This is a genomic window from Microbacterium sp. NPDC003461, from assembly GCF_053588335.1.
Window position 1 is genome coordinate 15417 of record NZ_JBSFPT010000027.1, and the last position, 16872, is coordinate 32288.

General features: G+C 72.3%; 21 protein-coding genes. 3 read left to right on the forward strand and 18 right to left on the reverse strand.

The annotated features are described in order from the left end of the window. Positions 1 to 50: 50 nt before the first annotated feature. Positions 51 to 677 (reverse strand): histidine phosphatase family protein, encoded by a 627-nt coding sequence (locus ACWDR7_RS10565; protein ID WP_449854855.1) that lies wholly within the window; start codon positions 675 to 677, stop codon positions 51 to 53. Positions 678 to 700: 23 nt separating this feature from the next. Beyond that, positions 701 to 1114: a DUF2255 family protein gene (locus ACWDR7_RS10570; RefSeq protein WP_449854856.1), complete on the reverse strand. Its 414-nt coding sequence runs from the start codon at positions 1112 to 1114 to the stop codon at positions 701 to 703. A 50-nt stretch (positions 1115 to 1164) separates the two neighbouring features. Here ACWDR7_RS10570 and ACWDR7_RS10575 point away from each other — a divergent pair, with 50 nt between their 5' ends. Further along, positions 1165 to 1536 carry a DUF3054 domain-containing protein gene (locus ACWDR7_RS10575; RefSeq protein WP_449854857.1) on the forward strand — a complete coding sequence of 124 codons (372 nt, stop codon included), beginning with the start codon at positions 1165 to 1167 and terminating at the stop codon, positions 1534 to 1536. A gap of 387 nt (positions 1537 to 1923) precedes the next feature. On the opposite strand, the gene ACWDR7_RS10580 is transcribed toward ACWDR7_RS10575, so the two are convergent. From ACWDR7_RS10580 to ACWDR7_RS10600, 5 genes are all read right to left on the reverse strand, one after another. Further along, on the reverse strand, positions 1924 to 2787 hold the full coding sequence (locus ACWDR7_RS10580) for a hypothetical protein (protein ID WP_449854858.1): 864 nt from the start codon (positions 2785 to 2787) through the stop codon (positions 1924 to 1926). Beyond that, on the reverse strand, positions 2784 to 3488 hold the full coding sequence (locus tag ACWDR7_RS10585; protein ID WP_449854859.1) for a response regulator: 705 nt from the start codon (positions 3486 to 3488) through the stop codon (positions 2784 to 2786). Before ACWDR7_RS10585 ends, ACWDR7_RS10580 begins: the two co-directional genes overlap by 4 nt. Further along, complete coding sequence (locus ACWDR7_RS10590; protein ID WP_449854860.1) at positions 3476 to 4816, reverse strand: sensor histidine kinase; 1341 nt, start codon at positions 4814 to 4816, stop codon at positions 3476 to 3478. Before ACWDR7_RS10590 ends, ACWDR7_RS10585 begins: the two co-directional genes overlap by 13 nt. Positions 4817 to 4893: 77 nt before the next feature. After that, the gene (locus tag ACWDR7_RS10595) at positions 4894 to 5583 is read right to left on the reverse strand and encodes a DedA family protein (RefSeq protein ID WP_449854861.1); all 690 of its coding nucleotides are present in this window, start codon (positions 5581 to 5583) and stop codon (positions 4894 to 4896) included. 97 nt (positions 5584 to 5680) lie between these two features. After that, positions 5681 to 6637 carry a DUF368 domain-containing protein gene (locus ACWDR7_RS10600; RefSeq protein WP_449854862.1) on the reverse strand — a complete coding sequence of 319 codons (957 nt, stop codon included), beginning with the start codon at positions 6635 to 6637 and terminating at the stop codon, positions 5681 to 5683. A 212-nt stretch (positions 6638 to 6849) separates the two neighbouring features. Between ACWDR7_RS10600 and aspS the strand changes: the two genes are divergently transcribed. After that, a complete protein-coding gene (aspS, locus tag ACWDR7_RS10605; protein ID WP_449854863.1) occupies positions 6850 to 8631 on the forward strand; it encodes an aspartate--tRNA ligase in 1782 nt (593 codons plus the stop codon). A 334-nt stretch (positions 8632 to 8965) separates the two neighbouring features. Here the strand turns inward: aspS and ACWDR7_RS10610 are convergent, their stop codons facing one another. The 11 genes from ACWDR7_RS10610 to ACWDR7_RS10660 all read right to left on the reverse strand — a co-directional run bounded on the left by ACWDR7_RS10610 (position 8966) and on the right by ACWDR7_RS10660 (position 16488). Further along, positions 8966 to 9265 (reverse strand): Dabb family protein, encoded by a 300-nt coding sequence (locus ACWDR7_RS10610; RefSeq protein ID WP_449854864.1) that lies wholly within the window; start codon positions 9263 to 9265, stop codon positions 8966 to 8968. Beyond that, complete coding sequence (locus ACWDR7_RS10615) at positions 9262 to 9534, reverse strand: glutaredoxin family protein (RefSeq protein ID WP_449854865.1); 273 nt, start codon at positions 9532 to 9534, stop codon at positions 9262 to 9264. Before ACWDR7_RS10615 ends, ACWDR7_RS10610 begins: the two co-directional genes overlap by 4 nt. Before the next feature lie 7 nt (positions 9535 to 9541). After that, positions 9542 to 9838, reverse strand: a complete 297-nt coding sequence (locus tag ACWDR7_RS10620; protein WP_449854866.1) for a rhodanese-like domain-containing protein — start codon at positions 9836 to 9838, stop codon at positions 9542 to 9544. Positions 9839 to 9942: 104 nt separating this feature from the next. After that, positions 9943 to 10041 carry a 30S ribosomal protein bS22 gene (locus tag ACWDR7_RS10625; protein WP_003792170.1) on the reverse strand — a complete coding sequence of 33 codons (99 nt, stop codon included), beginning with the start codon at positions 10039 to 10041 and terminating at the stop codon, positions 9943 to 9945. 138 nt (positions 10042 to 10179) lie between these two features. Further along, positions 10180 to 10389 carry a helix-turn-helix domain-containing protein gene (locus tag ACWDR7_RS10630; protein ID WP_449854867.1) on the reverse strand — a complete coding sequence of 70 codons (210 nt, stop codon included), beginning with the start codon at positions 10387 to 10389 and terminating at the stop codon, positions 10180 to 10182. 84 nt (positions 10390 to 10473) lie between these two features. Further along, positions 10474 to 10857, reverse strand: coding sequence for a hypothetical protein (locus ACWDR7_RS10635; protein WP_449854868.1), 384 nt, complete (start codon positions 10855 to 10857; stop codon positions 10474 to 10476). Beyond that, on the reverse strand, positions 10815 to 12869 hold the full coding sequence (locus ACWDR7_RS10640; protein WP_449854869.1) for a glycosyltransferase family 2 protein: 2055 nt from the start codon (positions 12867 to 12869) through the stop codon (positions 10815 to 10817). The genes ACWDR7_RS10635 and ACWDR7_RS10640 overlap by 43 nt, the downstream gene beginning before the upstream one ends. 40 nt (positions 12870 to 12909) lie before the next feature. Then, positions 12910 to 13515, reverse strand: a complete 606-nt coding sequence (locus ACWDR7_RS10645; RefSeq protein WP_449854870.1) for a response regulator — start codon at positions 13513 to 13515, stop codon at positions 12910 to 12912. Further along, entirely contained in the window at positions 13512 to 14699 is a 1188-nt protein-coding gene (locus ACWDR7_RS10650) for a sensor histidine kinase (RefSeq protein WP_449854871.1), read from the reverse strand. Before ACWDR7_RS10650 ends, ACWDR7_RS10645 begins: the two co-directional genes overlap by 4 nt. 86 nt (positions 14700 to 14785) lie before the next feature. Continuing rightward, positions 14786 to 15550, reverse strand: coding sequence for an ABC transporter permease (locus tag ACWDR7_RS10655; RefSeq protein WP_449854872.1), 765 nt, complete (start codon positions 15548 to 15550; stop codon positions 14786 to 14788). Further along, positions 15547 to 16488, reverse strand: a complete 942-nt coding sequence (locus ACWDR7_RS10660; protein ID WP_449854873.1) for an ABC transporter ATP-binding protein — start codon at positions 16486 to 16488, stop codon at positions 15547 to 15549. The genes ACWDR7_RS10655 and ACWDR7_RS10660 overlap by 4 nt, the downstream gene beginning before the upstream one ends. A 267-nt stretch (positions 16489 to 16755) precedes the next feature. Here ACWDR7_RS10660 and ACWDR7_RS10665 point away from each other — a divergent pair. Next, the coding region (locus ACWDR7_RS10665; protein WP_449854874.1) for an NAD(P)-dependent oxidoreductase at positions 16756 to 16872 on the forward strand (117 nt) is incomplete at its 3' end.

The window sequence follows — 16872 nt, forward strand, 5'->3', positions numbered from 1 at the left end:
CCCTCCGCGCGACCTGTGTGAAGCCCGATAGCGCGCAGTCGTCGTCGGGTCTACACGGCGCCGACGTCGATCGAGCGCTCGTGGGTGGCCGGCTCGGCGTAGTCGACCTCGCGCCACACATCGCCCACGCGCTCGAACGACGTCACGCTCGACAGCGCGCAACGGCGGGTGCGGGGATCGTGCCGCAGCGGCAGCCCCGCCACCGACAGGTGCGCGATCCAGATGGGCGCCTGGTGCGAGACCACGACGACGTCGTCGTCGTGCTCGTGCCACAGCTCGTCCATCGCCTCGCGCATCCGCGCGGCGATCAGGGCATAGGGCTCGCCCCAGCTCGGCACCGACGGGCGCATGAGGTGGTGCCAGTTCCAGGGCCGCAGCACGGCGCGGCGCATCACCTTGCCGGCGAACGCGTTCCACGGCTCGACGACCCGCTCGTCCGGCTGCGCCACGAGGCCGAAGATCTCGGCGAACGGCTCGGCCGATTCGCGCGTGCGCTCCAGCGGCGAGCACACGAGCGCCGACACGGGGCGCCCGAGCGACTGCACGTGCTCGGCGGCCACGCGCGCCATGAGGCGCCCGGCCTCGCTGAGCCGGTACCCCGCGATGCGCTCGTAGAGCACGCGCCGCGGGTTGTGCACCTCGCCGTGGCGCACGAGGTGGATGCGCGCTGCCGTCACGCTCCCAGTCTAGGAGCCGTCGTTCAGGCCGGATCGACCCGGAACGTGCACGCGACGGCCTCGGGGGCGATCGTCGCGTCGATCGACGAGCGCGGCGACGCGGCGTACTTGCGCTCCACCTCGGCCGTGATCGCCGCCTGCACCGGATCGTCCGCCGGCACGCGCGTGAGCGTGACCGCCTCGCGCGGCAGCGCGAGCGCGGCGTCGCGGTCGGTCTCGGCGACCGATCCGTCGCCCAGGACGAAGGCGACGGGCCGACCGGCCACCACGTGCTTGTACCACCACGACCGCTCGCCGTACGCGGAGCGCACGTAGGGCACCCCGTCCACGACCATCGACCAGATCGCCGTCGCGGCGGGCTCCCCCGCCTGGCGGGTGGTCACGATCGCCACGATCTGCGTCTCGCCCAGCACCTTCACCACGTCGTCGTACGCCATGGTGACGACGCTACCGCGCCGGCGCGGCGCCGGGCCCGTACGCTCGAGACATGCGCTTCCCGTGGCCCGCCGCGTTCCTCGTCGACGTGATCCTCGTCGTCATCTTCGCCTGGATCGGCGTGGAGCAGCACCACGGCGACCTGACGCTGCCGACGTTCGCCGCGGCGGTGTGGCCGTTCCTCGCCGCGCTCGCGATCGGCTGGATCGCCACGCTCGCGTGGCGGGCGCCGGCGAAGCCCCTGCGCGGCGGGCTCCCGGTGTGGGCCGTGACGGTCGCGGGCGGGATGATCCTGCGCGCGCTCACCGGCGGCGGCACCGCGCTGCCCTTCGTGATCGTCACGGCCGTGACGCTGCTGCTGTTCCTCGTCGGCTGGCGGGTGCTGGCCGTGCTCTTGCGATCTGCGCGACAGCCGCGGAGATGAAGCGAGACCGCAACCGGTCGTCGACCGAGCGAAGCGAGCGGAGACGGCTTGAGCGGAGCGCGAAGCGCGGAGTCGAAAGCAAGGCCTGCACCCACGGCCTCGGCTCGCTTCGCTCGCTCGGCCCGTCTCCGCTCCGGCGCTTCGCGCCTCCGGTCGACGAACGGAAGTTGCTGTGGTCGCTTCATCTTCGTTCGCTCCGCTCACTACGTTCAGCAACCGCGGGGTCGCACCGCACCGGTTGCTGAACGGAGCGGCCGGAGGCCGCGGAGATGAAGCGACCACCGCAACCGGTCGTCGAGTTGCTGTGGTCGCTTCATCTTCGTTCGCTGACGCTCACTGCGTTCAGCAACCGGTGAGTTTCACCAATCGGCTGCTGAACGGAGCGGGTCAGCCCGCGCGGAGGTCGACGTGGCCGGCCGAGACCTGCACCTCCACCGTGCGCGGGGCGTCGAACGACCGCTCGAGGTTGTTCGTCTCCACCTGCCCGGCCTCCTCGTCCGTCGAGACGGCGTAGGGCGCGTCGGGCAGCGTGAGGTCCAGGGCTCCGGCGCTCACCTCGATGCCGACGCGATCGGGCGCCTCGCCCGTGAGCGTGGCGCGGGCGTGACCGGCCGCGAGGTCGAACGTCACGTCGCGCACGTCCGCCAGCTCGACGATGGCCTGACCGGCGCCGATGGTGACGTCGAGCGCCTCGGCCGTGCCCTCGATCTCGGCCAGGCCGGCGCTGATGTCGAGGCCGACCTCGCCGAACACGCCGTCGGCGAGCACCTGACCGGCGCCGAGCTCCACGTCGAGGTCGACGCCCTCGAGGCTGGCGGGCAGGGTCAGCGTGGCGGCGTTCTCGTCGCCGAACCAGTCCCAGCTCCAGCCGATGTTCCAGTCGAAGGGTGCGGAATCGGCCACGACGATCCGGTCGCCGTCGCGCTCGAGGCGCCAGTCCGATCCGGATGTCGACGTCGACTCGAGCGAGACCTCGTCGCCCTCGCCGAAGGTGACCCGCAGGTCACCGCGCGACATGTCGATGTCGATCCCGGTGACCCCCGCGACGCTGCCGATCGACTGCGACACGGGATCGGGGCGGGTGGCCTGCCGCACCGTGGAGATGGACGTGAACACGGCCGAGAGGACGAGGCCGAGCGCGCCGAGCGCCGCGACCGTGATCGCGAGCGCGCGCGTGCCGGTGCGGGTGGATTCGCTCTGCGGCGCCGGGTTCTCCGGCGTCACGGGGGGAGGGGTCAGCTGCGTGGTCATCGTTCCGTTCCTGTCCGTCCGCGCTCGGGCGCGGGCCCCACGGGCCCCGTCGCTCCGTTCGCTTCGATATGGGCGAGCACCGCCAGCACGCGGCGGTTGCCCTGCTCGTCCTGGTCGAGGTCGAGCTTCTGGAAGATCGAGGTGATGTGCTTCTCGACGGCGCCGGCGCTGATGAACAGCAGGCGCGAGATGGCGGCGTTGTTGCGGCCCTCGGCGATGAGCGAGAGCACCTGGCGCTCGCGCTCGGTGAGCCGCTGCATCTTCTCGTCGCGCGCCCGCCGCGTGAGCAGCTGTGCGACGACCTCGGGGTCGAGCACCGTCGCCCCCTCGGCGATCCGGTCGAGCGACTCGAGGAAGTCGGCCACGTCGGTGACGCGGTCCTTCAGCAGGTAGCCGACGGCGCCGCCGGGCTGGGCGATCAGGTCGCTGGCGTAGCGCTCCTCGACGTACTGCGAGAAGACGAGCACGGCCAGCTGCGGGTCGCGCCGGCGCAGCTCGAGCGCGGCGCGGATGCCCTCGTCCGTGAACGTGGGCGGCAGCCGCACGTCCAGGATGCACAGCTCCGGCTCGGTGCGGTCCACCTCCTCCACGACATCGCGGGCGTCGGTGAGGGCGGCGACCACCTCGTGGCCGGCGTCCTCGAGCAGACGCACGAGCCCCTCGCGCAGCAGGACGGAGTCCTCGACGATCAGGATGCGCATGGCACGCTCACCTCCAGTGACGTGGGGCCGCCCTGCGGGCTGTCGAGCCGCGCCGTGCCGCCGAGTGCGGTGATCCGGTTGCTGATGCCGTCGAGGCCGCCGCCGGGGATGACGCGGGCGCCGCCGATCCCGTCGTCCTCGACGCGGGCCCACAGCACGCCCTGCTCGGGGCGAGAGCGCACGACGACGCGCGCCTCGGTGGCCCGGGAGTGCTTGGCCGCGTTCGTGAGGCTCTCGGCGATCGCGAAGTACACGGCCGCCTCGGCGTCGCGCCCGGCCCGCACGTCCATGCGCACGTCGAGGTGCACCGGGATGTGCGAGCGCGAGGCGAGGGCCGACAGCGCCGCGTCGAGGCCGCGGTCGTCGAGCACCGAGGCGTGGATGCCGCGGGCGAGCTGGCGCAGCTCGGTGATGGCCGCCTTCGTGGAGGTGTGTGCCTCGGAGATGAGCTGCTTGGCGGCCTCCGGATCGGTGTCGATCTTGTTCTGCGCCATGCCGAGCGTCATGCCCACCGAGACGAGCCGCGGCTGAACGCCGTCGTGCAGATCGCGCTCGATGCGGGTGCGCTCGAGCTCGCCGGCGCGGATCGCGCCCTGCCGCTGTGTGGCGGCGTCGCGCGCCTGGGCCGTGAGCTGGGCCTCGCGGATGGGGGCGATCAGCACGCGCGAGAGCACGCCGTGCAGCAGGGCCAGGCCCACGAGCACCGCGAGCGCCAGCAGGGAGAGCAGGATGCCGGCGAGGGGCGTCCACGCGACGTCGATGCTCCAGCGCTCGATCTCCACGGCCCCGTCGGTCACGTACAGCGGCGCGAAGGCGCCCGTGGCCGCGGCGACGAGGAGCCCGAAGGCGGCCCACGCGATCCAGCCGAGGATCGACGCGACGACGAGGTGGGCGATCGCGCGCCACATGCCGCCGTCGATGAACTGCAGCCAGATGGTGTGCAGGAACCCGCCGAAGCCGCGCTTGGGCGAGCGGCGCGCCTTGAGCATCGGCAGCCCGAAGCCGTACAGGCCCTCGACCCTGGCGGTCTCGAGGAACGCCGCGGCGTAGAGGCCGTAGACGAAGCCGAGCAGCAGGATCGCACCCACGACGAAGACGAGCAACCCGAAGCCCACGGCGAAGAGGATGCCGAGCACGGTGAAGACGGCGGCGCCCCAGAAGCCGATGAACGCGAGGTGGGCGATGGCGCCGAGGATCGCCAGGGGTGAGGCGATCGAGCGCGGCGCGGGGGTCGTGCGCACCGCGCCGGTGACCGGCGCGGGCGCCGGGGGGACGGTCGGCGCCGCGGGGGCTCCGGTGTCGCCGGATGGCGTGGTGGTCGAGATCATGGTTCCACGCTAGGGTTCCGGCGACCGCCGCACAGCGGGGCGCTCCGCCCGATCCGGCGGGGGGATATCCCCCGCGGTCACTCGGCGGAGGGGCCGTTCTCCGATCCGTCGCGCCGCGCGCGCAGCAGCTGGCGCACGCGCAGCCACACGAACAGGGCGACCGCCACGATCACGACGACCACCACGACGTTCTGCGCGATGTCCATGTACTGCTCGACGATGTGCCACGACTCGCCCAGGTACCAGCCGACGAGCACGAAGATCGTGTTCCAGATCAGGCTTCCCGCGCCCGTGTAGAGCAGGAACTTCCAGATCGGCATGCGCACGACGCCCGCCGGGATCGAGATGAGGCTGCGGAAGATCGGCACGAACCGCCCGAAGAACACCGCGACGGGGCCGTGCCTCTCGAACCACGCGACGGTGCGGTGCACGTCCTCGGCGTGCAGCAGCGGCACCCGCTCGGCGACCCACACGAGGCGCCCCACCCCGACGAGCGCGCCGATCCCGTAGAGCAGCAGGGCGCCGACGAGCGAGCCGGCCGTCGTCCAGACGATCGCCTCCCACAGCGGGAAGGACCCGCGCTGCGCGGCCAGGCCCGCCAGCGGCAGGATCGCCTCGCTCGGGATGGGCGGGAAGAGGTTCTCCGCGGCGATCGCGATGCCGGCGCCGGCCGGGCCGATGACATCCATGAGGCCGACGAGCCAGTCGACCAGTCCCGACAGCCACCCCTCGGATCCCGAGGAGGTCGTCGTCTGGAGTGCGCGCATGCAGGGCCTTTCGTCGCGGGTCCGCCCGTCGACCCTACCGACCGGCACCCCGCTCGCCCCTGGGGGTGTCCCCCGAAAGGGGCGTGGGGGTGGCCGCTCAGCGCGCGGCGCGACGGGTGGCGCGCGCCTCCAGCGCGACGAGCGCCAGCACGGCCGCGGCGCCGGCGACCGCCAGGAGCACCGGCGCGAGCGGGTCGGTCGGCGCCAGCAGCACGCCGTGCCCCTCGTCGCCGCCGGCGCCGCCCTGCCAGGGCCACAGCGCGCGCAGCGACCCCAGCATGAGCCCGAACATCACCAGCAGCGTCACGCGGCGGGCGCGGGTGAGCAGCACCGAGATGCCCTTCACGATGGTGAGGAGCCCCACGATCGCGCCCAGCCCGAAGACGGCGATGTACCCGAGGTCGCGCTGGTCCACCGCCTGCAGCGTGGGCGAGTACAGGCCGATCGCCAGCAGGAAGAACGACCCGGAGACGCCGGGGATCACGAGCGCGCACACCGCCACGGCCGCCGCGACGAAGACGAACCAGAGCTGCGGGTCCTCGAGCGTCGTGTTCGACGCGAAGCCGACCAGCACGAACGCGACGACCGCCGCGACGACGACCGCCGCGACATCCGCGACGCGGCTGCCCGCGCCCGCTCGCGCGCTCCGCGCCGGCAGCATCCGCAGCGGCACGACGAGGCTCGCGGCGACGAGGCCGAAGAACAGTCCGCGCGCGTTCTCGGGGTTCGCGGAGACGAGCGCCTCGACGACCCCGGCGGCGAAGAGCACGGCCGCCGCCATGCCGACGAGGGCGGGCAGGATGAGCCACCAGTCGACATCGCCGATGCGGCGCCGGAAGCCGGCTCGCCGATCCGGCCCCTTGGCGAGCGCCACGAAGGCGCCGCCGAGCGCCGTCGCCGAGTTCAGCGCGCGCTCGTAGACGCCCGTCACGAGCGCGACCGTGCCGCCCGAGACGCCCGGCACCAGCTCGGCCATGCCGATGAGGAAGCCGCGGAGGACGTTGAGCGGGCTCTGCAGGATCCCCGATCGTCGATCGAGTGCGGTGGCGGACATCGCTTCCCTTCGGGTGCCGGACTTCAGAGCACGACACTACCGGCGGCCGCCTCGCGTTCCCCTGGGATCAACCCCCGCTTCCGGCCGGGGCCTCCTCCATGCCGGCACGACTCCGGCGCGTGCGCGGGGGCGCCGATGCCGGTCGTCACGCTCGGGCCCGCGCCCGCCCGCCTAGACTTGACGCGTCCCGCAAGAACCCAGGAGGAACCTCCGTGCTGCGCACCCACACCGCCGGCTCCCTGCGAGCCGAGCACATCGGCCAGACCGTCACCCTCACCGGGTGGGTGGATCGCCGGCGCGATCACGGCGGTGTCGCCTTCATCGACCTGCGCGACGCGTCGGGCATCGCCCAGGTCGTCATCCGCGACGAGGAGGTGGCGCACCCGCTGCGCAGCGAGTTCGTGCTGCAGGTGACCGGCGAGGTGTCGAAGCGCCCGGCGGGCAACGAGAACGCCAACCTCCCCACGGGCGAGGTCGAGCTCATCGCGGCCGACGTGGTGGTGCTCAACGAGTCCGCTCCCCTGCCGTTCCCGGTCTCGTCGGGACTTGCCGAGACCGACCCGATCGGCGAGGAGGTGCGCCTGCGCCACCGCTACCTCGACCTGCGCCGCCAGGGCCCCGCGCACGCGATCCGCCTGCGCTCGCAGGTGTACAAGGCCATCCGCGATGTGCTGCACGAGCGCGAGTTCGTGGAGGTCGAGACCCCCACGCTCACCCGCTCGACGCCCGAGGGCGCGCGCGACTTCCTCGTGCCCGCGCGCCTGCACCCCGGCAGCTGGTACGCCCTGCCGCAGTCGCCGCAGCTGTTCAAGCAGCTGCTCATGGTCGGCGGCGTCGAGAAGTACTTCCAGATCGCGCGCTGCTACCGCGACGAGGACTTCCGCGCCGACCGCCAGCCGGAGTTCACGCAGCTCGACATCGAGATGAGCTTCGTCGACCAGGAGGACGTCATCGAGATGACGGAGTCCGTGATCCGCGCGATGTGGGCGACCATCGGCGTGGACGTGCCGACCCCGCTGCCGCGGATGACGTACGCCGAGGCCATGGCGAAGTACGGATCGGACAAGCCCGACCTGCGCTTCGGCCTCGAGCTCGTCGAGGCGACGGAGTACTTCGCGAACACCCCGTTCCGCGTCTTCCAGGCCGAGTACGTCGGCGCCGTCGTCATGCCCGGCGGCGCGAGCCAGCCGCGCAAGACGCTCGACGCGTGGCAGGAGTGGGCCAAGCAGCGCGGCGCCCGCGGCCTGGCGTACGTGCTCTTCAACGAGGACGGCACGCTCGGCGGCCCCGTCGCCAAGAACCTCTCCGAGGCCGAGCAGGCCGGGCTCATGGAGCTCGTCGGCGCGAAGCCGGGCGACTGCGCCTTCTTCGCCGCCGGTTCGACGAAGGACTCGCGCGCCCTGCTCGGCGCCGCGCGCGTCGAGATCGGCCGCCGCCTGGGTCTGCTCGACCCCGACACGTTCGCGTTCACGTGGGTCGTCGACGCCCCGATGTTCGAGCCGGCGGGCGACGCCGTGGCCTCGGGCGACGTGGCCGTCGGCGCGGGCGAGTGGACCGCCGTGCACCACGCCTTCACGGGCCCCAAGCCCGAGTTCGAGGACACCTTCGACACCGATCCCGGATCGGCGCTCGCCTACGCGTACGACATCGTCTGCAACGGATCCGAGCTGGGCGGCGGATCGATCCGCATCCACCGCGAGGACATCCAGAAGCGCGTCTTCAACGTGATGGGCATCACCGACGAGCAGGCGCAGGAGAAGTTCGGCTTCCTGCTCGACGCCTTCGCGTTCGGCGCCCCGCCCCACGGCGGCATCGCGCTGGGCATGGACCGGATCCTGCAGCACCTCACGAAGACCGACTCGATCCGCGAGGTCATCGCGTTCCCGAAGTCGGGCGGCGGCTTCGACCCGCTCACCGAGGCGCCCGCGCCGATCACGCCCGAGCAGCGCAAGGAGGCCGGCGTCGACGCGACGCCCGAGCCCGCCGAGGCCTGAGGCACGCCTGCGCCGGTCGCGTCATCTTCGGCGCTTCGCGCCTTCGTTCAGCAACCGATCGGTGGAACCCCACGGTTGCTGAACGAAGTGAGCGTCAGCGAACGAAGATGAAGCGACCCCCGCAAGTCCATTGACGGCTGCGCTGGTCGCTTCATCTCCGCGCCTGCGGCGCTCCGTTCAGCAACCGATGAGTGCAACCGGTCGGGCATCCCTTCACAGAACCCGGTCACTGTGCGAGCGCGAAGCGCGAGCGGTACCCGCGAAGCGGGTGCCCGAGCGGCGCAGATTCAAAAAAGAAAAACAGCCCGAGCGGCGCAGATTCGAGACCAGGGTCTCAGAGGTCGATGTCGATCGCGGCGCGATCCGTGCGGATCGAGCCGATGTACTCCGCGACCTCGACGTGCGCGGGGTGGGTGAGGTAGCCGCGCAGCGCTTCCTCGTCGTCGAAGTGCGCCACGAGCGTGATGTCGTGGTTGCCCGGCACGTCGACGACGTTCGCGTAGACGTTCATGGTGCGCAGGCCGGGCACGACGCCCACGAGGCCCTCGAGCCGCGTGGCGACCTCGAGGATCTGCGCGTTCTTCTCCTCCTGCGTCTGCCCGTTCAGGGTGAACATGACGATGTGGCGGATCATGCGGTCTCCTTCGCCGCGCCCTCGAGCGCGCTCCTCAGGCGGTCGGGGGCGACGCGCCAGTGTCCGTGCAGCTTGCCGTCGATGAGCACGACGGGGATCTTCTCCCACCACCGCGCGTAGAGCGCCTCGTCGTCGAGGATCGACACCTCGGTGACCTCGACGGCGTCGGCGACGTCGTCCGGCAGCTCCGCGAGGGTCTGCTCGACGACCTCGCGCGCGACGTCGCAGAGGTGGCAGTCGGGCTTGGTGAGGATCGTCAGATCGGTCACGACGGCCTCACTTCTCGACGGGATAGCCCGCCGCGCGCCACGCGCTCGTGCCGCCGGCGACGTTCGTCACCTCGTAGCCGCGCGGCTCCAGCGCCGCGCACGCACGACCGGAGCGGCCGCCGACCTCGCAGATGAGGGCGAACGGCTCGGCGGGCAGCTCGTGCAGGCGCTCGCCCAGCTCGGAGAGCGGGATGTTCACGGCGCCCGGCACGTGGCCGGCGGCGAACTCGTCCGCCTCCCGCACATCGATGAGCGGCTGCTCCCCCGCCGCCGCGTGAAGCTCCTGGACCGAGATCTCGTTCATGCGTCCATCCTCGCAGGTCCGCGGCGGCGCGGGCCGGACGGACCGGATCCGGGAACCAGAAACGCCGGCCCGTCGAGACGGAGCCGGCGCTTTGGACGTGCCGCTTACTTCTTGTTGCGGCGCTGGTGGCGAGTCTTGCGAAGCAGCTTGCGGTGCTTCTTCTTCGCCATGCGCTTGCGGCGCTTCTTGATGACAGAACCCACGGGAACCTCGCTAAGTCAGGGTTGGATGCACGGCACCAGCTGGCGCCGGAGCCCGAAAAGGTCACGGCAGGAAAAGTGCCTCAGAGCATTCTAGCCCATGAGGCGTGCCCCGCTTTCGGGAGGCACCCAGGCGACGGCTCAGCCCGCGTCGGCGACGCGGTCGTCGGCGACGAACGGCTGCTGCAGCGCGGCGGTGACCGCCGTCTCCGGCACGCGGTAGCTGCGCCCGAAACGCACCGCGGGCAGCTCTCCGGAGTGCACGAGACGGTAGACCGTCATCTTCGACACACGCATGATGTCGGCGACTTCGGCCACCGTCAGAAAGCGCACATCCGGCAGCTCAGCCATCCCTGGATTCCCCTCCCGGCTCTTCGATCCCCTCACTTTAGGGGGTGCGAGGGATGCGTGTAAACCTATGTGATTCCTGTGGCCTCAGGCGGACGACTTGGCGCGCCGCTCGCGGGCCTCCGCGAGCGCCTGCCGCTGCGCCTTGCGCGCCTGGCGCAGCGCCTTCTCGGCCTGCAGCACGGCCTTGCGCGCGTCGGCGGCGGCCTTCGCGGCGGCGCGGTAGCGCTTGTCGTCGGCGACGTCGAGGTCGTCGACCGGATCGAGCGCGTCCTCGAGCCGGTGCGGCTCGCCGCGGTCGAGCCCCGCCATGTACGACTCGACGCCGTCGAGGGTGCGCTCGAAGGCCCAGCGGAACGGGTCGAACGGCGAGACGAACACGCCCGCGTCGACGATCGTGCGCAGGTGCGGGTACGCCTCGGCCGTGATCACGGCGTCGTAGAAGGCCTGCTCCTGCGCGGCGACCTGCATGTCGTCCCTGCCGGATACGCGCGCGTTCTCGGCATAGCCGGCCACGACGATGCCGTTCCAGCGCGCCTGCCCCGTGACGGCCAGCACCGCCGCCATGCGCTCCTCGGGAGCCAAGGGTGTCTCGGCGAGCGCCTCCAGGCCCGCGTCGATCCAGCCCAGTAGTGCGGGCGCGTGACCAGCTGCCACAGCGCCTTGTACGACGCGATCGAGTGCAGGATCCAGTACACGGGGTTCAGCAGCGCCCACGGCACGAGATGGAACTGCCCGCGCTTGAACGGCCCCATCATGTTGACGTACACCATGAGCACGTTGCCGATGAGGAAGTTGAACAGCAGCGTCCACATCACCCGGTAGGGGATGAGCTCCTCCAGCGGGGCGTCGCGGAGCCAGATGGACGCGATCGTGGCGAGGTACGACGGGATCACCCCGAGGAACGTCAGCGGGGTACCGGCGATCAGCAGCGCGAAGGCGAGGAACGGCACGAGCCCCGCCCGGCGGATGAGCACCATGGGGTTGCGGGCGTGCACGAGCGAGGTCTGCATGTACCCCTTGATCCACCGGCTGCGCTGGCGGATGAAGTTGGGGATCGACGTGTTGGCCTCCTCGTACGTGACGGAATCGATCACGCCCACGCGCCAGCCCAGCGCGGCCGCGCGGATGCCGAGGTCCGCGTCCTCCGTGACGTTGTACGGATCCCACCCGCCCAGCCGCTTGAGGCCCTCCACCCGGAAGTGGTTGGAGGTGCCGCCCAGCGGCAGCGGCAGGCGCGACGCGTCGAGACCCCAGAGCATGTAGTCGAACCAGAAGCCGTACTCCAGCGTGAACATGCGGGTGAGCACGTTCTCGGTGTCGTTGAAGTAGCTGAGCGCGGCCTGCACGACGACGAGCTCCTCGCCGCCGCCGCGGAAGGCGACGACCGCCTTCTTGAGCTGATCGGGCTCGGGCCGATCCTCGGCGTCGAAGATGACGAGGTACTCCCCCGTGGCCACCTCGAGCCCCACGTTGCAGGCGCGCGGCTTCGTCTGCGGCTGCCCGCGCGGGATGACGATCGTGTGGAAGTTGGGAGGCGGATCCGTGTCGAGGATCGCCTGCCGGGTCTCGTCGTCCTCCTCCTCGACGAGGATGAGCACCTCGAGCTTGTGGGTGGGGTAGTCCAGGCGCCCGAGGTTGCCGAGCAGCTGGCCCACGATGTTGGCCTCGCGGAACACCGGCACGAGCACGGTGTAGACGGGCAGGTCCTCGTCGCGCAGCGCGGCCACCTTCTCGGCGTCGATGCGCTCGACGAGGTCGTAGCGCGAGCCGCGCAGGCTGATGAAGAACTTGAACGCCGCGGCGAGCAGGAACGCCACCGACATGGCACCGATCCCCCACACGATGGTCGGCAGCGGCCACAGGAACAGGAGCACGACGAGCGCGACGAGCGCGACGGCGACGCCGACCTTCTGCGGCGTGCTCATGGTCGTCTGCGCGGAGTGGAGCGGATCGGATCGGCCGAGCGCGTTGGCGGCGTCGGCGGCGACCTCCGGGCCGAACGCCCGCAGCACCGTCTGCCGGAAGCCCCAGCGCTCCACGGCGGTGAAGGCGATGGCCGAGGTACCGAGCTCGGTCTCGACCTCCGCGCGCAGCGCGTCGGTCGGGCGCAGGAACGTGGCGACGAGGATCGTGCCGTCCTCGTCGCGGCGCAGCGGCAGCCAGCCGCGGCTCAGATACCCGCGCCACGCCCGGCCGCGCGACAGCTCGGGGTCGATGCGCTCGGCGCGCAGGTCCTCGCAGGAGGGCGTGCCCCACGCCTCGCCGCGCGCCCTGGCGATCTGCCCCGCGCTGACGAGGCCCTCATCGAGCAGCAGGGCCGCGGCCCTCGTGTGCTCCTCGCGCGCCCGACGCTCGGCCTCCGCCAGCTGGTCGTCCGTGACGACTCCGGCGGAGACGAGCCACGACAGGTCCTCTGCCTCGGTGGCCTGGAACTGTCGGGTGGTGGCCCACCCGTCGCCACCGCTCACCCCGCCCGCCATGGCGCCATTATGTCAGCGGCGCCGCGGGGCGCAACAGGGGTCAGAGCCAGCCGCGCTCCTGCGCCGCGCGCGCCGCCGCGACGCGACCCGACGCGCCGGTCTTCGCGATCGCCGCGCTGAGGTAGTTGCGCACGGTGCCCGCCGAGAGGTGCACGCGCGCCGCGATCGCCGCGACCGGCTGGCCGTCGAGACAGTGCCGCAGCACCTCGCGCTCGCGCTCGGTGAGCGGATTCGCCCCGCCGAGGAGCGACTCGGTCGCGAGCGCGGGGTCGACGATCCGCTCCCCCGCCTGCGCGCGGCGCACGACGTCGGCGAGCTCGTGGGCCGGTGTGTCCTTCACGACGAACGCCCATGCCCCGGCGTCGAGCGCCCGGCGCACATAGCCGGGCCGGCCGAAGGTCGTCACGATCACCGAGCGCACGGCCGGCAGCGCGTCGCGCAGCGCCGCCGTCGCCTCGATCCCGTCGGCGCCCGGCATCTCGATGTCGAGCAGGCAGATGTCGGCCGCGGACTCGCGCGCGGCGGCCACCACCTCGTCGCCGCGGTCGACCTCGGCGACGACCTCGAGGTCGGGCTCGAGGCTGAGCAGCGCCGCGAGCGCGCCGCGGACGAGGGCCTGGTCGTCGGCCAGCAGCAGCCGGATCACCAGCGCACCTCTACTCGCGTGCCGCGGGCGCCGGGGATCCTCGCGCCGCGGGCGCCGGGGGTTTCCGCCCCCGGGGTTCCCGATCCGGCGGGACCGCTCGCGTCGGCGGCGACGAGCTCGCGGGCGGCGCCGACCGTGAGGGTCGCGCCCGCGGCCTCGGCCCGCTCGCGGATGCCGCGCAGCCCGGAGGCGGCGATGTCGGAGGGGGTGCCGACCCCGTCGTCCTCCACCACGATGCCGTGCGGCTCGAGCCGCACGGTGCACCGGCTGGCGCGGGAGTGCCGCACGACGTTCGTCACGGCCTCGCGCAGCGTCCAGGCCACGACGATGCGGTGCCGCGGATCGACCGTCTCGGCGTCGTCCGCCACGTCGGCCGCGATGCCCGCGTCGGCGAGCGCGGCCCTGGCCGCCTCGAGCTCGTCGGCGAGCCGGGCGACGCGCAGCCCCGCCACGGTGGCGCGCAGCTCGGCGAGCGCCTCGCGCGTGAGGCTCCGGATCTGCGCGAGCTCCTCCCTCGCCGCCGCCGGGTCGCGCTCGACGAGGCGCTCGGCCAGCTCGGCCTTGACGGTCACCACCGTGAGGCTGTGGCCCAGCACGTCGTGCACGTCGCGGGCCACGCGCTCGCGCTCCTCGACCACGGCGAGCTGCCTGACCAGCTCGTTGTGCTCGTCCTGGGCGCCGTCGACGATCCGCACCAGCCCGCAGGTGACGAGCACGAACGCCGCCGGCAGCAGGATGCCCCAGTAGTCGGTGAGCCGCCCGCTCACCGCGAGCGCGACCACGAGGGCGACGGCGATCGCGGAGGCGAGGGCGAAGGATCCGGCCCGCGGGCCCGAGAACATCGCGATCGCCACGAGGAACGGGGCGGCGCCGAGCGCGCCGACGCCGACGAGCGCGACGGCGATGAGCATCAGCACCGTCATGACCGCGAGCGCCGGCAGACCCCGGCGGCCGGCCTGCGCCCACGACCTCGACAGCGTCAGCCAGACGAAGGAGGCGACGTACAGCGCGGCGAAGAGGACGAGCAGCACGACCGCGGCCGCCCTGGCCACCGGCGGGGCGTCCGATTCCAGGGCCGACGCTATGGGGAAGAACATGCACACGACCCAGACGACGCCGAGGGTCCACGAGAAGCGCGCCCACGGCCCCACATCCGGTCTGATCGCCCGCGTCACGCGTCCCATGCTCTCAGGCTCGCGTCGCGATCCCGGTACGCCGAGGGGATCCGGCACCCCCGCGGGAGCACCGGATCCCCTCGTCGTGTGCTCCGTCACTGACGCGACCGGCCCCGCCGCGCGACGAGCATCGTCGCCGCGATGAAGATCGCCGCCCACACGCCCAGGTTGAGCGCCGGCACCCACAGCGGCTCGAGCACCGACGCGTCGTCCGGGCTCTGCCGGACCGTCCACCCGTCGGTGAGCGGGTAGCGGGCGAGCGCGACGTACCCGTACAGCGGCGTGAACCGCGCGATGTCGAGCAGGAAGCCGGTGAGCGGGAAGTACAGGTTGCCGAGGAAGGCGAAGATCACGAGCGATCCGCTCGCGGCGCTCACGGCCGCCTCGCTGCGGAACAGCAGGCCCGACAGCAGCCCGAAGAACGAGAACACGGCCGAGCCGAGCAGCACGACGAGCCCACTGATCACCCAGACGTGCGGCTCCGCCTCCGCTCCCGTGAGGGCGCCGAGCGCGTAGATGAGCCCGACGGGCACGATCGCGACGACGAAGCCGACGGCCGCGCGCGTCACCACGCGCTGCGCGTCGCTCATGGGCGTGAGGCCGAGCTGGCGACCCCAGCCCTGCATCTGCTCGACGGCGGCCGTGCCGCCGACGCCGACCGTGGCGGTGACGGCGCCGTACGCGGCCATGCCGATCATCACGTAGAACGCGACGTTGCCGTTGCCCACGCTGTTCTCGCCGTACGACTGGCTCGCGCCGAAGATGAGGTACAGCACCGCGGGCAGGATCGCCACGAAGAACATCGTCACGACGTCGCGCACGATGCGCCGCAGCTCGATGGCGAAGTAGGTGGGGTTCATCGTGCTCCTCCGATCACGGTCGCGTCGGCGCGGTGCGCGCCGGTGAGGGCCTCGAACGCGTCGTCGAGGCTGCCGGCGGCGATCTCGAGGTCGTGCGCGCCGAGCTCGTTCAGCAGCAGGCGCGCCACCCCGTCGGAGTCGCCCGTGCGCACGAGCAGCCGCCCGGCGTCGGCCTCGACCTCGGCGCCGGCCGCGCGCAGGCGCGCGACGGCGGCGTCCTGGGCCGCGGCCTCGACGTAGGCCGTCACCCGCCGTCCGGTGGCGGTGGCGCGGATCTCGGCGGTCGTGCCGTCGGCGACCACGCGCCCGCCGGCCATCAGCACGATCCGCTGCGCGAACGCGTCGGCCTCCTCCAGGTAGTGGGTGGCGAAGATGACGGTGCGACCCGCGCGCGCGTCCTCGCGCATGGTGTCCCAGAACTCGCGCCGCGCCGTCACGTCCATGCCGGCCGTCGGCTCGTCGAGGATGAGCAGGTCGGGATCGGGCAGGAGGGCGAGCGCGAAGCGCAGGCGCTGCTGCTCGCCGCCGGAGCACTTCGACACGCGGCGCCCGGCGATGGCGCCGAGGCCGGCGCGCTCGATCGCCTCGTCGACCGACAGCGGGGCGGCGAAGGTCGAGGCGATGAGCGTGATGGTCTCGCGCACCGTGAGGTCGCGCAGCAGGCCGCCCGACTGCAGCACGGCCGAGACGCGGCCGGCGTGCACGGCCGCGCGCGGGGCCTGGCCGAAGACCGACACGTCGCCGTCGGTGGGGCGCGTGAGCCCGAGCACCATGTCGAGCGTGGTGGTCTTGCCCGCCCCGTTCGGGCCGAGCAGGGCGACGATCTCGCCCTGCCGGATGTCGAGGTCGACGCCATCGACGGCCCGGAACACGCTGCCGGAGCGGAACTCCTTCACGACGCGGCGCAGCGAGACCGCGGGAGGTGCCTGTGTGTCCATGCCTCCACCCTCGCGCCGGAGGCGACGCCGCCGCGATCCGCGCCCGTCACCTCCTCGCCATGACATCTGTCACAGCGGCAGGGGTGGTGCAACCGGTGGGCGCAGCCGACCGGTGAAACCCCACGGTTGCTGAACGAAGTGAGCGAAGCGAACGAAGCTGAAGCGACCCCAGCAACTCCATGACGACTGCGGTGGTCGCTTCATCTCCGCGCCTCCGGCGCTCCGTTCAGCAACCGATCGGGTACCCCTCTACAACTACCGATCACTGTGCGAGCGAAGCGAGCGTGCGGGCGCTCATGCGCCGAGCTGTTCGAGAAGACGCTCGGCGTCGTCGGCCTCGGCCGGATCGGCGCGCTCGTCGCCGCGCGCATGCAGGCGTTCGGG

Excerpts from the sequence above, each read along its gene's own strand:
- ACWDR7_RS10570 (WP_449854856.1), bottom strand. The coding sequence starts at position 1,114 with ATGGCGTACGACGACGTGGTGAAGGTGCTGGGCGAGACGCAGATCGTG.
- ACWDR7_RS10575 (WP_449854857.1), top strand. The coding sequence starts at position 1,165 with ATGCGCTTCCCGTGGCCCGCCGCGTTCCTCGTCGACGTGATCCTCGTC.
- ACWDR7_RS10580 (WP_449854858.1), bottom strand. The coding sequence starts at position 2,787 with ATGACCACGCAGCTGACCCCTCCCCCCGTGACGCCGGAGAACCCGGCG.
- ACWDR7_RS10585 (WP_449854859.1), bottom strand. The coding sequence starts at position 3,488 with ATGCGCATCCTGATCGTCGAGGACTCCGTCCTGCTGCGCGAGGGGCTC.
- ACWDR7_RS10590 (WP_449854860.1), bottom strand. The coding sequence starts at position 4,816 with ATGATCTCGACCACCACGCCATCCGGCGACACCGGAGCCCCCGCGGCG.
- ACWDR7_RS10595 (WP_449854861.1), bottom strand. The coding sequence starts at position 5,583 with ATGCGCGCACTCCAGACGACGACCTCCTCGGGATCCGAGGGGTGGCTG.
- ACWDR7_RS10600 (WP_449854862.1), bottom strand. The coding sequence starts at position 6,637 with ATGTCCGCCACCGCACTCGATCGACGATCGGGGATCCTGCAGAGCCCG.
- ACWDR7_RS10610 (WP_449854864.1), bottom strand. The coding sequence starts at position 9,265 with ATGATCCGCCACATCGTCATGTTCACCCTGAACGGGCAGACGCAGGAG.
- ACWDR7_RS10620 (WP_449854866.1), bottom strand. The coding sequence starts at position 9,838 with ATGAACGAGATCTCGGTCCAGGAGCTTCACGCGGCGGCGGGGGAGCAG.
- ACWDR7_RS10630 (WP_449854867.1), bottom strand. The coding sequence starts at position 10,389 with ATGGCTGAGCTGCCGGATGTGCGCTTTCTGACGGTGGCCGAAGTCGCC.
- ACWDR7_RS10635 (WP_449854868.1), bottom strand. The coding sequence starts at position 10,857 with ATGCAGGTCGCCGCGCAGGAGCAGGCCTTCTACGACGCCGTGATCACG.
- ACWDR7_RS10640 (WP_449854869.1), bottom strand. The coding sequence starts at position 12,869 with ATGGCGGGCGGGGTGAGCGGTGGCGACGGGTGGGCCACCACCCGACAG.
- ACWDR7_RS10650 (WP_449854871.1), bottom strand. The coding sequence starts at position 14,699 with ATGGGACGCGTGACGCGGGCGATCAGACCGGATGTGGGGCCGTGGGCG.
- ACWDR7_RS10655 (WP_449854872.1), bottom strand. The coding sequence starts at position 15,550 with ATGAACCCCACCTACTTCGCCATCGAGCTGCGGCGCATCGTGCGCGAC.
- ACWDR7_RS10660 (WP_449854873.1), bottom strand. The coding sequence starts at position 16,488 with ATGGACACACAGGCACCTCCCGCGGTCTCGCTGCGCCGCGTCGTGAAG.